Here is a 13186-nt window from a genome sequence, read left to right on the forward strand (position 1 = left end):
GCCGGTGATCCACCCGGCCATGGCATGATGGCCACCATTCGATAGGATCGTGCCATGCGGCGTGAGCGAGTGGTGGTCCTGGCCCTGGACGGTGTGTACCCCTTCGAACTGGGCATCCCCAGCCGGATCCTCGGCGCCGCCGACGGCCGCTACGAGGTCCTGACCTGCTCGGCCGACGGCGGCCCGGTGCGTACCGCCGCCGACTTCGGCGTCACCGTGGAGCACGGCCCCGAGGCCCTGGCCACGGCCGGCACGGTGGTGATCGCGCCCGTCGCGCCGTCCCACCTGACCGACGAGGTGCCCGCCGAGGTCCTGGCCGCGCTCGCGCGGATCCGCCCCGGCACCCGCATCGTCTCCATCTGCACCGGCGCCTTCGTCCTGGCCGCCGCGGGGCTCCTCGACGGCCGCCGGGCGACCACCCACTGGCAGGTCGCCGATCACTTCCGGCGCATGTTCCCGCGCGTCGACCTCGACCCGGACGTGCTGTTCGTCGACGACCACCCGTTCCTCACCTCGGCCGGAGCCGCCTCCGGCGTCGACGTCTGCCTCCACCTCGTCCGCAAGGACCACGGCAGCCGGCTGGCCAACACCGTCGCCCGCCGCTGCGTGGTCCCGCCGTTCCGGGACGGCGGCCAGGCCCAGTACATCGAGCAGCCCGTCCCCGAACAGGGTGCCGCGAGCACCGCCGCCACCCGCGCCTGGGCCCTGGAACGCCTCGGCGAACCGCTCACCCTTGCCGACCTCGCCGGCCACGCCCGGATGAGCCGGCGCACCTTCGCCCGCCGCTTCCACGACGAGGTGGGCCTCAGCCCGGGCCGCTGGCTGATCCAGCAGCGCGTCTCCCGCGCCCGGCACCTGCTGGAGTCCAGCGATCTCACCGTGGACCAGATCGCCGGCCGGGTCGGCTTCGCGACCGGCGCCTCCCTGCGCCAGCACCTGCACGCGGCCATCGGCGTCTCCCCGCAGGCCTACCGCCGCACGTTCCAGAGCGCCCGCTGACCTCGTCCCGGCCCGGCCCCGATCAACTGGGCGGGATGCAAAGCCATTTGTCGACGTGTGGCTTTCTGTCGGAGCGTGACGGAACCCTCACGTCCGCCGGGGGTCGAGTTTGATCCTTTCGGGTTCAAACCCGATAAGGTTCCGATCGGCGCTGCGAGTTGACGCGATCGCGTCCGGTCACCTCGCGGTGCGTACTCATGAGTGCGGTCCACACACCCCCCGTTCGATCGTGTTGCTTCGAAGGATGCAGATGGAACTCGCCACTCCGCCACCGGCGGCGCGGGCCCCTGTCGCCTGGTACAGCTGGTGGTTGATGCCGCTGGGCCTGGGAGGCGGGACGCTTGCCGCCACGTTCATGAGCTCGGAGCGAATAACCGCGGCCGTCGCCGGTGTCGCGGCGACGGCGGCCAGCGCCGTGTGCGTGCGCCTGCTGCTGCGCACCCGGGCCCAGCTGCACCGGGCGGAGGGCTCCTTCCGCACCACGCAGGCCGAGCACAACCAGCAGTGGCAGCAGCATGTGGCCGGCCTGGAACGGAAGTTCTCCGCCGAGCGCGCCACCCTGGAGTCCCAGCTCACCGAGCAGAACGCGACGTACGAGCGGCGACTGGCCGACCAGAGCGCCACGTACGAGACGCAGCTCGCCGACCAGTCGAGGGCCTACGAGGAGCGGCTGGCCGAGCAGGCGACGTCCTACGAGGCGCAGCTCGCCGACCAGGCCGAGGTCTGGCAGGAGCAGCTCTCCCACCAGCTCGCCGCGGTCGCCCTGCTCGCCGACGAGCAGCTGCCCGACGCGATGGACAAGCTCCGCTCCGGCGAGGCCATCGACGACGTCCTGCCGACCGTCAACCAGTGCGCCAAGGTCAGTGCCGACCTCCAGGCCGAGCTGCGCAAGGTGCTGCGCACCGCCCTGATCGGCCTGGAGGCGGAGTTCGACCGCTCCACCTCCGCCGAGCAGGCCGTCATCAGCATCGGCAACCGCATCCACGTGCTGACCAGCAAGCTGCGCGGCCGGCTGCACGAGATGCAGGGCGAGCACGGCAGGCTGCCGGCTGTCGCCCGGGGCCTGATGGAGCTCGACCAGGAGATCGGCCCCGCCGACTGCCTCGCCGCCAGCATCGGCGTGCTCGGCGGCTCGGACCGGCCCGGGCGGCAGTGGCAGGAGCCGCAGCGGCTGCTGAGCGTGGTGCGCGGCGGCATCGGCCGGATCAAGGACTTCCACCGCGTCCAGGTCCGCCACCTGCCCGAACTCGGCGTCGACGGCGGCCTCGTGGACCACCTCACGCTGATCTTCGCCCACCTGCTGGACAACGCGGCCCGCTACTCGCCGCCCACCGAACCGGTGCTGATCTCCGGCAAGGAGGTCCCCAACGGCGTCGGCATCGAGATCCAGGACTCCGGCAAGGGCCTGAGCGAGGAGAAGAAGCGCGAGGCCGAGCACGCCCTCGCGGGCACGGCGCCCGGCGCGGGCCTCGGCGGCATCACCGAGGACGCCAGCATCGGCCTGCGCGTCGTCGGCGCCCTCGCGCGCCGCTACGGCATCCGCGTGACCTTCGCGGACTCGCCGTGGCTCGGCACCTCCGTGGTGGTCGTGGTCCCGCACAAGTACTTCAGCCCGCTGCCCACGGCCGCGACCGCCCAGGCACCGGCCACCCCGGCCGCACCCCCCGCCGAGGTCCGCACCGCCGCGGCCGCCCCGGCCCGCGAGACGGCCACCGCACCGGAGGCGGACGCGCGGGCCGAGGCCGTGGAGACCACGCCCGGCGGTCTGCCCCGCCGCCGCAGCAAGCGCAACGAGACGGAGGGGCCCAGGCAGGCCGAGCGGACCGACCGGAGCACCGTCGCCGCCGTCCCGCCCGACGCCTCCTTCTCCGGCCTCGCCGCCTTCGCCACCGCCGGACGCGACGCCGCGGAGGCCTCCTGGGCGGACGACGCCCACGACACCCCCGGCGGACGCGAGTCCACCGAGCACCGCACCGAAGAGAGCGACTAGTCCTCATGACGCAACAAGGAACAGATGTGAGCTGGGCGCTCCGCGATCTCGTCGAGAGCATCCAGGAGATCCGTTTCGCCCTCGTGGCCTCCAGCGACGGCAAGGCCATCACCTCCTACGGCGCCGAAGACCCCGACGACGTCGACCGCTTCGCCGCCGTGGTCGCGGGCCTGCAGGCCCTGGCCCAGCCGGTCGCCGAGCAGTTCCCCAAGTACGCCGGCCAGCTGCGGCTGGCGATGATCGAGGTCGACGGCGGGCACCTCTTCGTCGTCCGCGCCGGAGTCGAGACGTACCTCGGCGTCCTCGCCCGGGAAGGCCTCGACCAGGGCCTGCTGGGGCACCAGATGAGGGACCTGGCCCGCAGGATGGGTGAACTCCTCGGCACCACTCCGCGCCTGGAGGAGCACTCTGGATGAGTGCTCCCCGCAGGCCGTCGGACCCGTCCGGTCTCGAGCGCTACTACGTCCTCACCGGAGGGCGCAGCGGACCGGGCGGTTCGGCGTCGAGCCTCGACGTGGCGACCCTGGTCGTCGCCCGTGCCGCCCCGTTACCGGGCATGCAGCACGAGCACGAGGAGATCCTGCGCCGCTGCCGCGACCCGCTGTCGGTCGCCGAACTCGGCGCTCATCTCGGGCTGCCCTTCAACATTCTCGCGGTGCTGCTGTCGGACCTGCTGGACGCAGGTCGCGTCGAAGCCCGTAACCCCATCCCGGCACACGAAGCCGGCCGCGGGCCCGACCTCGCGCTCCTTGAGGAGGTACTCAGTGGACTTGAAAGGCTTTGACCAACCCGGAGGCTCGGCCGGGGACACCCGCTCGGTCAAGGTGATGATCGCCGGCGGGTTCGGCACCGGGAAGACCACCATGGTCCGGTCGGTCAGCGACATCAAGCCGCTCACCACCGAGGAGACCCTCACCCAGGCCAGCGTCGACGTCGACCACCTCATCGGGGTCGCCGACAAGACGCAGACCACCGTCAGCCTCGACTTCGGCAAGATCGGCATCAACGAGAGCCTGGTGCTGTACCTGTTCGGCACGCCGGGCCAGGAGCGGTTCTGGTTCCTGTGGAACGGGCTGTTCAAGGGGGCGCTCGGCGCGATCGTCCTGGTGGACACGCGCCGCCTGGAATCCAGCTTCCGGGCGATCGAGGAGATGGAGCGGCAGGACGTCCCGTTCGTCGTCGCGCTGAACGTCTTCCCCGACTCGCGGAACTACCCGGTCGAGGAGATCAGGGACGCCCTGGACATCCCGGCGCACACCCCGGTCGTGGCCTTCGACGCCCGCGACCGGGCCTCCAGCCGGGACGTCCTCGTCGCCCTGATCCACCACCTGAAGGAACGCTCGGCCGTGGCCCTGGAGCCCCGATGAACGATTCGACCGACCCCACCCTCCAGGCCGTGCGGGGCTGCCCCGTCGCCCACCACGGGGCCGACCTGACCCGGCTGTACGGCCCGGAGGCCGCGACCGACCCGGCGGGCATCTACGAGCGGCTGCGCAAGGAGCACGGCTCGGTCGCGCCGGTGCTGCTCGAAGGCGATGTGCCCGCCTGGCTGGTCCTCGGCTACCGCGACAACCGGCGCGTGCTCGACAACCCCCGCCAGTTCAGCCGGGACGCCCGGATCTGGCGGGACTGGCGCGAGGGCCGGATCGAGGAGACCTCGCCGATCATGCCGATGGTCGGCTGGCGCCCCGACTGCGTGTCCCAGGACGGCGAACCGCACCGCAGGCTGCGCGGCGCCGTCACCGACGGGCTGCAGAAGGCGGCCGCCCGGGGCATCCGGCGGCACGTCACGTACTTCGCGAACAAGCAGATCGACGCGTTCGCCGACGCCGGCCGCGCCGACCTCGTGGCCGACTACGCCGAGCAACTGCCGATGCTCGTGCTCACCAGGATGCTGGGCCTTCCCGCGGCGGACGGGCAACGCCTGATCGAGTCGTGCGCCCAGGTCTTCAAGGGCGGCGAGGGCGCCCTCGAGCACAACGAGCGGATCATGGAGATCCTCGCGGAACTCGCCGAGCGCAAGCGGGCCGAACCGGGCTCCGACTTCGCCACGGCCCTGCTGGAGCACCCGGCCGGCCTCGACCACGACGAGGTCGTCAGCCATCTGCGCCTGGTGCTGATCGCCGCGCACACCACCACCAGCAACCTGCTGGCCCGGGTCCTGCAACGGGTCCTCACCGACGCCGCCCGCCTCTCCGGTCTGGTCAGCGGGGAGCTGAACGTCTCCTCGGTGGTGGAGGAGGTCATGTGGGACACCCCGCCGCTGTCCGTGCTGCCGGGCCGGTTCGCAACCGCCGACCTGGAGCTCGGAGGCCACCACGTCCAGGAGGGAGAACTGCTCATCCTGGGCCTGGCCGCCGGCAACCTCGACCCGGAGGTACGGCCCGACTCTGCCGTGGCCGTGCAGGGCAACCAGTCGCACCTGGCGTTCAGCTCGGGACCGCACGAGTGCCCGGGACAGAACATCGGCCAGTCCATCATCGAGATCGGCGTGGACGTCCTGCTGCACCGGCTGCCGGACCTGCGCCTGGCCGTACCGCCGGAAGAACTCAGCTCGACCGCCTCCACGTGGGAGTCCCGGCTGGACAGCCTGCCGGTCGAGTTCGCCGTCTAGGCCACGTCGGCGGACCGTTGCCCGGCCGGCTTTTCCGGCCGGGCAACGCCGTGCGTGGGTGCAGCAGGGGCCGCTCGGGCCTTCAGGATCGAGGCGTCAGCCGTCGAGCCAGTCGCCCGCGACGCCCGTGGGACGGTATCCCGTGGCGTTCCAGAGGAAATGCGGGTGGGCGCAGCCGAACATGTAGGCGAGCAGTGCGGTGTCCTCCCTCCCGGTCCGAGGGTCGTGCAGGGTGTGGAACCTCTCGGATCCGACCACTCCGGCGTCCTGCTGGACACGACGGGCGCGGTCCGGCGACGGTGCGGCGCTGGATGCCTCCACGGCGGCGATGTAGGTCCGGCGCAAGATCTCCCAGGTGCTGTCCGTGTCGCCGTGCCAGGGGCCGTGCAGTGCTTCGAAGGCATGGAGCTCGGCGTCGAACAGGGGCCATGCCTGGGGGTGTTGGGCTCGGCAGCGTGCGGACAGCTCGGCGGTCCGGGTGCTCAGTGCCGGTGCGGTGGGCCGCGGGGCGATGGTGAGGGTGGTGCCCTGGGTGAGGATGCCGGTGCACGGGTTGGGCTGCAGGTCGCACAGCGGGCAGTCCTCGGCCGGGGGGAGGCCCTGGGTGATGCCGTCGAACCACAGGGCGTGGCGGCCCGTGAGCCCCATCCAGACGATGGTCGTGGTCATCAGCCAGGTGTTCCACATCGGGCTGTGGGCCTCGGGCATGCAGCCGTACTTGACGAGGGCTATCGCGCAGGCGGCGTAGAACGCCTTGGTGTGGGTGGGCATGTCGGCGAGCCAGAAGTTGCTGATCTCGCCGGTGAGGGCGTCGGCTCGTACGTCGGCCATGTCGTCGATGACGCGGCACAGCAGCAGGGAGGCGAGGTTTTCCTCCTGCCAGAGTTCGGTGTCGGGGGCGACGTGCCAGAACAGGCAGTCCAGCATCTGCAGGGCCGAGTAGGTGCTCTGGTCGAGCGGGTTGGTCTGGGGGAGCGTGACGTTGCCCGCGTCGTGCTGTCGGAGCCAGTACTCGTCGACGGATCGTTTGTGCGCTGCGAAGAGTCCGGAGACCAGGGCCCGTGCGCTGTTGGCGCTGAAATTCTCGGCCAGGCGGCTTTCGACGTGTCGGGTGAGGCGCGTTGTGTCGATGGTGTCGATCACGCGTTTGTATTCGTGGAAGACGAGGATGTCGTCCTCGAAGCGGTGGCGGTGGCCGAGGTCTCGCTCGAGGTCGTTCATCTGCCGGGTCCAGGACCATCCACCGGTCAGGACACTGTCGAGTTCCCGGCGGTGCGGCCAGGTCTTGACGGCGAGGGGGCGACCGGCGCTCTGCCGCCAGCGGTAGTCGTCCAGCGTGCGCGCGGGGGGCGTGGGCAGCCGACGGCACAGCGGGCAGGCGCAGACGGCGGTCTGCGCTTCCTCGCGCGGCGGGGTGAGTGCCCGGCTCCTCCAGGCCCCTTCCAGCATCGTGCAGGCCAGTCTGCAGACCTCGGCGTCGGTGCTGATCTGCGGGAAGGCTGCTTCTATCAGGCGCAGGCTGGTGTCGAGGTGCCGCAACCTGGCGTAGCCCTCCTCGTCGGGTGGGAGGAACGCGGGCTGTGCCGGATGGAGGGCTCCCTCCACATGCAGCGTGGTGCTGGAGTGGGGGGAGCCGAACGCGTTCAGCCGCTGCTGAGCGGCGTTCTGGGAACTTCGGTACTCCTCCGTGCTCCCCTTGATGTGTTTCGCCAGGAGGCCGGCCAGGGTGTTCCCCGCCTCCGTGGGCTGGAGCTGGGCGCTTGGCTGCGCCGGGAGCGAGCTGTCGGCGGACGCCTTCGGAACGGCGCCTGCGACTCGAGATTTCACACCGGTCTCCCCATGAGCTGTGGTCCTGGCAACGGAATCGATCGACCGTGGTCGTTGACCGGCATGATCAGGAAGCACGCGCGTACCCGTCAGGCGTAGCGCGACCACCGGATCCGAGAGGCGCTGCTTCGCCCGAGGCGGGTGGGTGGCCGACAGGAATGTCGAAGGGCAGGTCGAACCGGACGTCCTGAGGCATGTGCTTCCTTTCGGGAGACGGACCGCAGAGTCCCCCCACCCCTGCGAGCGGACGGTTCCGTGACCGCCCGCACACTCGAACTGGGCTTCGCAGTCCGAAAGTTGAACCGAGAAGCGGTACGAGGCTGCCCACGGCGTGAATAAGCCATTCCGTGACCGCGCCGTGATCTCCGTTACTGCCCGAAGCGCATGAGCTGCGTATACTCCCTCGTCCCTCACCCGGTACCGGCTGGTCCGCCGAGCCTCCGGAGCCTCGGAACGCCACACTGGTCGGAGTCCGTTCGACGACTCTCCAGGAGGCGCACCGACGATGACGTCCGCACCCGCACGCAGCGCTGAGCAGCGCACCAAGGACACCCTGCACCGTCTCGAACACGACGTGGACGCCTGGGTCGCCACGGCCGACGGCACGTCGGGGACGCCGTACCTCGTCCCGCTGTCGTTCCTCTGGAACGGCTCGTACCTGCTGTTCGCCACACCCGCGTCGAGCCCCACCGGACGGAACCTCGCCGCGACCGGCCGGGCCCGGGTGGGCATCGGGCCGACCCGCGACGTCGTCATGGTGGACGGCACCGTGGAGACCGTCCAGCCCGCCGAGCTGACGGAGGAGGACGCCGAACTCTTCGCCGCCAAGACCGGGTTCGACCCCCGCCGCCTCGCCACGCCGTACCTCTACTTCCGCGTCGTGCCGCGACGGGTGCAGGCCTGGCGGGAGGCCGACGAGCTGGACGGGCGCGAACTCATGCGCGACGGGCGGTGGTTGACGGCCGACTGAATCGGCCGGACCGGGATATCCGCAAGGTACGGGGCCGCGGGGCACGAACGCCCCGCGGCCGGAATCCCGCGGAGGAGACATGGCACTGGTGAAAGCGGGGGTCCTCGTGCTCGACTGTGCCGAGCCCGAGAAGCTCGCCGTGTTCTACAAGGAACTGCTGGAGGGTGAGGAGGCGGACGCGACGGCCAACCGCGTGGAGATAAGGAGCGCCGACGGCTTCCGGATCGCCCTGCGCCGGGACGTCAACGCGACCCCGCCGAGCTGGCCACGCCCCGAGAACTCCCTCCAGGCGCACCTGGAGTTCGTGGTGGACGACCTCGACGCGGTGGAACGCCGGGTCATCAGCCTCGGCGGCCGTCCGCTGGAGGCCAAGGAGGCCTCGGGCCCCCTGGAGGAGCGCGGCTACGCCGACCCGGCGGGCCACTCCTTCACCCTGCGCCGGACCGCGCCGACCGCGCCCAAGCAGGGGTGACCCGACCGGCCCGGTGGGTGTCCGCGAAGTGGCGGCGGGACTTTGCGGCAGCCCGGCGGCGAACAGGGCGAGCAGTGCGGTCAGGGCGAAGTCCGGGCCGGTGACGCCGGCCGGGATGAGAGAGCGACGATCAAGGCGGACGGCTGACCGCACAGGCCGGCCCCGCCCGGCCCGGAGCCGGGCGGGGCCGCGCCGCCGTCAGTCCCGGCCGCCCTTCTCGCCGACCGGCCAGGTGCCGGTCGAACGCTCGATGGCCTTGGCGCCCGCGCGGTCCACGGCGCTGCGCACCACGGCGAAGATGGCGCCCTGGATCGCGGCGGCCAGCAGGATCTCGCCCCAGCCGCGGTCCTTGTCCAGCGCGTCGGGCGCGTCCTCCTCGTGCCGGATCGCCATCCACGTCTTGCGGAAGGCGAGCCCGGCCAGCCAGCCGCCGGACCAGCCGAGCACGAAACCCACGGGCTGGTAGGCGAGGGACATCTTCTTCTTCTTGGCCACGGGGATCTCCTTGATAGCTGAAAGGGGTGGTGGACGTGGTCAGGGTGTGTGCGCGGCCGGGACCCGCTCCTCGGCGCGGACCGGCCCGGGCGGAGTGCCGTCACCGAACGGCCGGCCGCCCAGCTCCTCGCGGTGGTGCGGGGTCAGCCAGCCGGACAGGTCCGGCCCCAGGGGCACGATGCGGGTCGGGTTGATGCCCGTGTGCACCTGGTAGTAGTGCCGCTTGATGTGGTCGAAGTCGACGGTGTCGCCGAACCCGGGCGTCTGGTAGAGGTCGCGGACGTACCCCCACAGCACCTGGTTCTCCGTCAGCTTCCAGCGGTTGCACTTGAAGTGACCGTGGTAGACGGCGTCGAAACGCACGAGCGTGGTGAACAGCCGGATGTCCGCCTCGGTGATCGTGTCGCCGACCAGGTACCGCTGCCGCTCCAGGCGGTCGGCGAGCAGCTCCAGCCGCCGGAACACGCCCGCGCAGGCGGCCTCGTACTCCTCCTGCCCGGTGGCGAACCCCGCCCGGTAGACGCCGTTGTTGACGTCCTCGTAGACGTCCGCCATCACCTCGTCGATCTCGTCGCGCAGCCGCTCCGGGTACAGGTCGGGCGCCCCCTCCCGGTGCAGGGCCGTCCATTCGGTCGCGAGGTCGAGGGTGAGCTGCTGGTAGTCGTTGGTGACCAGCTTCCCGCTGGGGACGTCCACGACGGCGGGCACGCTGACCCCGCCGGGGTAGTCCGTCTCGCGGCGGTCGTACGCCTCACTCAGATAGCGGATGCCGAGGACCGGGTCGCGGCCGTCCTCGTCCAGCGTGAAGCGCCAGCTGCGGTCGTCCTGGACCGGGTCGGCGACGGCCAGGGACAGCGCCTTCTCCAGCCCGAGCAGCCGCCGGGAGACCAGCGACCGGCTCGCCCACGGGCAGGCGCGGCTGACGACCAGCCGGTAGCGGCCGGCCTCCACCGGCCAGCCGTCCCGGCCGTCCGCCGTGATCCGGTCCGTGAAATGCGCCTTGGACCGCTTGAACGTCCTCTTTCCGTAGGCGCTGTTGCCGCCGTCGCCGTCGTCGCGGCTCATGGGGAAGACCTCCTTGCCGTACGTGTGGCCTGCTTGTCGTGCGTGTGCCCTGGTGAACGCGTTCCCCGTTTTCCGCGGACGGCACGGTGTGAGCACCGCCGACCGGGGCAATCGGCGGGGGTGACTGAAGAAGGATCTGATCGGAGGACACGCGTCACCGTGCTGGTGGCGCTCGCGGCCAATCTGGTGATAGCGGCCGCCAAGGCCGTCGGCGGTCTGGCCGCGGCATCGCCCGCCCTGCTGTCGGAGGCGGCCCATTCGGTGGCCGACAGCCTGAACGAGGTGTTCTTACTGGCGGCCCTGCGCCGCAGCCGCCGCCCCGCCGACCGGCGTCACCCCTTCGGCTACGGCAAGGAGCGGTTCTTCTGGTCGCTCCTCGCGGCCGTCGGGATCTTCGTGATGGGAGGCTGCTTCTCCTTCTTCCAGGGCTTCGAAGCCCTGACGAGCGGAGCGGCGGAGGACCTCGGCGGCTATGTGGCCGGCCTGGTCGTGCTCGGCATCGCCCTCCTCGCGGAGGGCGGCTCCCTGCTGCGGGCCCTCTACCAGGTGCGCCGGCAGGGCGGTGGGCGCGAGGGGCTGCGGGACCCCGCCCTGCGGACGGTCGTCGCCGAGGACGGCACGGCGGTGCTCGGCGTCACGCTGGCCATCGCGGGCATGGCGCTGCACATGGTCACCGGCCAGGTGGTGTGGGAGGCGGCCGCCTCGCTCGCGATCGGCGCGCTGCTGGTCTACGTCGCCTACCGGCTGGGCCGCGACGCCCGCGACCAGCTGATCGGCGAGGCGGCCGACCCGGAGGCGAGCGGGCGGATCCAGGCACTGCTGCGGGCGCAGCCCGAGATCGACAGCGTGGAGGCGCTGTTCACGATGAAGACCGGCCTCGACTCGGCCCTGGTGGCGGCCCGGGTCGATCTGGTGCCGGGCCTGGACAGCGAGCGGGTCGAGGAGGTCGCGGTGCGCATCAAGCGCTCCATCGCGAGGACGGTGCCCGAGGCCGACCAGATCTTCCTCGACGTCACGGACCGCGTCGCGCGCGAGGCAGCGGAAAGCCCCGCCGCGACGGGGGAGCGCGGCGGGGCCTGACCCACGCGTGCCCCGCCGCCGACGGTTCATGCGCCCCGACCGGAAAATTTCCCCCGCCGATTCCACTCCCCGCCCGCAGCCGGCCGCCCTTCCGTCCGGCACGGAGGGTCACGCCGGCTGCCGGGCGGACGGGGCCCCCCTCCCGGCACGGCTGCCGGGCGGACCGGCGCCCCCTCCGGCCCGGCCGCTGAGGACACCCCCGGCCGGAAACCGGGAACCCGGTCAGTCGTCCTCGGTCGGCTCCAGGACGAAGACCGGGATCTCGCGGTCCGTCTTCTTCTGGTACTCGGCGTACGCCGGATACGCCGCGACCGCACGCTCCCACCACTCGGCCTTCTCCGCGCCCGTGACCTCACGGGCCGTCATGTCCCGCTTGACCGGCCCGTCCTGGAGCTCCACGTGCGGGTCGGACTTGAGGTTGAAGTACCAGACCGGGTGCTTCGGCGCCCCGCCGAGGGAGGCCACCGCGGCGTACCGCCCCTCGTGCTCCACCCGCATCACCGGACTCTTGCGCAGCTTCCCGGTCCGGGCGCCCCGCGAGGTCAGCACCACCACCGGCATCGTGGAGCCCTGCAGGGTCGTCCCCCGCGTGCCCCCGGAACTCTCGTACAGCTCCACCTGCTCGCGCACCCACCGCGTAGGGCTGGGTTCGTACTCGCCCTCAAGAGGCATGCAACCGTCCTCCCGTCGCGTCCACGACTGACTGACCGCCGCCTGTAACACCCGAAGGCCGGGGAATCATCCGCACCACGCCGAATCCCGGCCACGCACCTCACCCCGGCGCCACCGCCATCCGTACGGCCAGCGCCGTCATCACCCCGCTCGCGACGAACGCCGTCACCAGCCGGCCCCGCCGCCCCGTCAGCGCCCGGCCCAGCAGCGCACCGCCCCCGGCGAGCAGCACCTGCCAGCTCGCGGAGGCCGCGAAGGCGGCCAGCACGAACACGCCCTGCTCCAGCGGCCCGGCCGGCCCCGTGGCGTGGGAGCCGAGCACGAGTGCCGCGAAGTAGACCACGGTGGTGGGGTTGAGCAGGGTGATGCCGAGCAGCCCCCAGAACGCCCGGGCCGGACGCGGGGGAGCGGGGGCCGTCCGCGTGGCGAGCTGGTGGCCCCGGTACGCGCGCAGCGCGCCGACCGCGCCCCACACCGCCAGCGCGAGCAGCACCAGCACACAGACCCACCGCAGCGGCCCGAGCACCGGCCGCAGCGCGGCGGCCAGGGCCGTCCCGCCGAGCGTCGCCGCGAAGGCGTACAGCCCGTCGGCGGTGGCGACGCCGAGCGCGGCGCAGACACCGGTGCGCAGGGACGTGCGGGCGGTGAGGGAGACGAGGTAGGTGCCGACCGCTCCGACGGGGACGGCGATGCCGTAGCCGGCGAGCAGCCCGGCGACGAGCGCGGCGATCATGACCGCGGCGCGGTCGGCCCTCCACGGCGGCCGGACGTCTGCTGTCGGCGCGCGGCGGAAGCGGCGGCGGACAGCGACGGACGGGCATCGAAGAAAGACATGGCCGGATCCTGACCCCTGCCCCGCCCCACCCACAACCGGTTTTGGATCCCGTTCGAACAGGAAGACGGCGTTCCTCGGCCAAGTTGCACGTCAGCACCGATCTGGCCGAACTTCACGTCGCTCCATAGATGCCTGGGGCATCTAATGAAGATCGGCACGACGCACTC

The 13186-nt window shown here is 71.8% G+C and carries 14 protein-coding genes; 9 read left to right on the top strand and 5 right to left on the bottom strand.

The genetic code is table 11. The features are described from left to right. Nucleotides 1-54: 54 nt before the first annotated feature. From C1703_RS37450 to C1703_RS37475, 6 genes are all read left to right on the top strand, one after another. Complete coding sequence (locus C1703_RS37450) at nucleotides 55-999, top strand: helix-turn-helix domain-containing protein (protein WP_114256996.1); 945 nt, start codon at nucleotides 55-57, stop codon at nucleotides 997-999. Between the two features lie 250 nt (nucleotides 1000-1249). Continuing rightward, nucleotides 1250-2989 (top strand): ATP-binding protein, encoded by a 1740-nt coding sequence (locus C1703_RS37455; protein ID WP_114256997.1) that lies wholly within the window; start codon nucleotides 1250-1252, stop codon nucleotides 2987-2989. Between the two features lie 5 nt (nucleotides 2990-2994). Then, nucleotides 2995-3405, top strand: a complete 411-nt coding sequence (locus C1703_RS37460) for a roadblock/LC7 domain-containing protein (protein ID WP_003994857.1) — start codon at nucleotides 2995-2997, stop codon at nucleotides 3403-3405. Then, nucleotides 3402-3773, top strand: a complete 372-nt coding sequence (locus tag C1703_RS37465) for a DUF742 domain-containing protein (RefSeq protein ID WP_104784390.1) — start codon at nucleotides 3402-3404, stop codon at nucleotides 3771-3773. The genes C1703_RS37460 and C1703_RS37465 overlap by 4 nt, the downstream gene beginning before the upstream one ends. Then, entirely contained in the window at nucleotides 3754-4356 is a 603-nt protein-coding gene (locus C1703_RS37470; RefSeq protein ID WP_114256998.1) for an ATP/GTP-binding protein, read from the top strand. The genes C1703_RS37465 and C1703_RS37470 overlap by 20 nt, the downstream gene beginning before the upstream one ends. Further along, entirely contained in the window at nucleotides 4353-5603 is a 1251-nt protein-coding gene (locus tag C1703_RS37475) for a cytochrome P450 (protein WP_114256999.1), read from the top strand. The genes C1703_RS37470 and C1703_RS37475 overlap by 4 nt, the downstream gene beginning before the upstream one ends. A 96-nt stretch (nucleotides 5604-5699) precedes the next feature. Here the strand turns inward: C1703_RS37475 and C1703_RS37480 are convergent, their stop codons facing one another. Continuing rightward, nucleotides 5700-7430 (bottom strand): hypothetical protein, encoded by a 1731-nt coding sequence (locus tag C1703_RS37480; protein WP_232840711.1) that lies wholly within the window; start codon nucleotides 7428-7430, stop codon nucleotides 5700-5702. A gap of 505 nt (nucleotides 7431-7935) precedes the next feature. Here C1703_RS37480 and C1703_RS37485 point away from each other — a divergent pair. Both C1703_RS37485 and C1703_RS37490 read left to right on the top strand, forming a co-directional pair. After that, on the top strand, nucleotides 7936-8400 hold the full coding sequence (locus tag C1703_RS37485) for a pyridoxamine 5'-phosphate oxidase family protein (RefSeq protein WP_114257000.1): 465 nt from the start codon (nucleotides 7936-7938) through the stop codon (nucleotides 8398-8400). Between the two features lie 79 nt (nucleotides 8401-8479). Then, nucleotides 8480-8872: a VOC family protein gene (locus tag C1703_RS37490; RefSeq protein ID WP_114257001.1), complete on the top strand. Its 393-nt coding sequence runs from the start codon at nucleotides 8480-8482 to the stop codon at nucleotides 8870-8872. Nucleotides 8873-9070: 198 nt separating this feature from the next. Here the strand turns inward: C1703_RS37490 and C1703_RS37495 are convergent, their stop codons facing one another. Further along, nucleotides 9071-9367 (bottom strand): DUF4235 domain-containing protein, encoded by a 297-nt coding sequence (locus C1703_RS37495; RefSeq protein WP_114257002.1) that lies wholly within the window; start codon nucleotides 9365-9367, stop codon nucleotides 9071-9073. A 39-nt stretch (nucleotides 9368-9406) separates the two neighbouring features. Then, nucleotides 9407-10432 (bottom strand): glutathione S-transferase C-terminal domain-containing protein, encoded by a 1026-nt coding sequence (locus tag C1703_RS37500; RefSeq protein ID WP_114257003.1) that lies wholly within the window; start codon nucleotides 10430-10432, stop codon nucleotides 9407-9409. Nucleotides 10433-10552: 120 nt separating this feature from the next. On the opposite strand from C1703_RS37500, the gene C1703_RS37505 reads away from it, so the two are divergent. Further along, nucleotides 10553-11512 (top strand): cation diffusion facilitator family transporter, encoded by a 960-nt coding sequence (locus C1703_RS37505; protein WP_232840712.1) that lies wholly within the window; start codon nucleotides 10553-10555, stop codon nucleotides 11510-11512. A 222-nt stretch (nucleotides 11513-11734) separates the two neighbouring features. On the opposite strand, the gene C1703_RS37510 is transcribed toward C1703_RS37505, so the two are convergent. Next, a complete protein-coding gene (locus tag C1703_RS37510) occupies nucleotides 11735-12184 on the bottom strand; it encodes a nitroreductase family deazaflavin-dependent oxidoreductase (protein ID WP_114257005.1) in 450 nt (149 codons plus the stop codon). Nucleotides 12185-12284: 100 nt separating this feature from the next. Further along, entirely contained in the window at nucleotides 12285-12917 is a 633-nt protein-coding gene (locus tag C1703_RS37515) for a LysE family transporter (RefSeq protein WP_114257006.1), read from the bottom strand. Nucleotides 12918-13186 lie beyond the last annotated feature (269 nt).

Origin of the sequence: Streptomyces sp. Go-475 (assembly GCF_003330845.1) — a bacterium.
Classification (GTDB): domain Bacteria; phylum Actinomycetota; class Actinomycetes; order Streptomycetales; family Streptomycetaceae; genus Streptomyces.

Excerpts from the sequence above, each read along its gene's own strand:
- C1703_RS37450 (WP_114256996.1), top strand. The coding sequence starts at position 55 with ATGCGGCGTGAGCGAGTGGTGGTCCTGGCCCTGGACGGTGTGTACCCC.
- C1703_RS37455 (WP_114256997.1), top strand. The coding sequence starts at position 1,250 with ATGGAACTCGCCACTCCGCCACCGGCGGCGCGGGCCCCTGTCGCCTGG.
- C1703_RS37460 (WP_003994857.1), top strand. The coding sequence starts at position 2,995 with ATGACGCAACAAGGAACAGATGTGAGCTGGGCGCTCCGCGATCTCGTC.
- C1703_RS37465 (WP_104784390.1), top strand. The coding sequence starts at position 3,402 with ATGAGTGCTCCCCGCAGGCCGTCGGACCCGTCCGGTCTCGAGCGCTAC.
- C1703_RS37475 (WP_114256999.1), top strand. The coding sequence starts at position 4,353 with ATGAACGATTCGACCGACCCCACCCTCCAGGCCGTGCGGGGCTGCCCC.
- C1703_RS37485 (WP_114257000.1), top strand. The coding sequence starts at position 7,936 with ATGACGTCCGCACCCGCACGCAGCGCTGAGCAGCGCACCAAGGACACC.
- C1703_RS37490 (WP_114257001.1), top strand. The coding sequence starts at position 8,480 with ATGGCACTGGTGAAAGCGGGGGTCCTCGTGCTCGACTGTGCCGAGCCC.
- C1703_RS37500 (WP_114257003.1), bottom strand. The coding sequence starts at position 10,432 with ATGAGCCGCGACGACGGCGACGGCGGCAACAGCGCCTACGGAAAGAGG.
- C1703_RS37510 (WP_114257005.1), bottom strand. The coding sequence starts at position 12,184 with ATGCCTCTTGAGGGCGAGTACGAACCCAGCCCTACGCGGTGGGTGCGC.
- C1703_RS37515 (WP_114257006.1), bottom strand. The coding sequence starts at position 12,917 with ATGATCGCCGCGCTCGTCGCCGGGCTGCTCGCCGGCTACGGCATCGCC.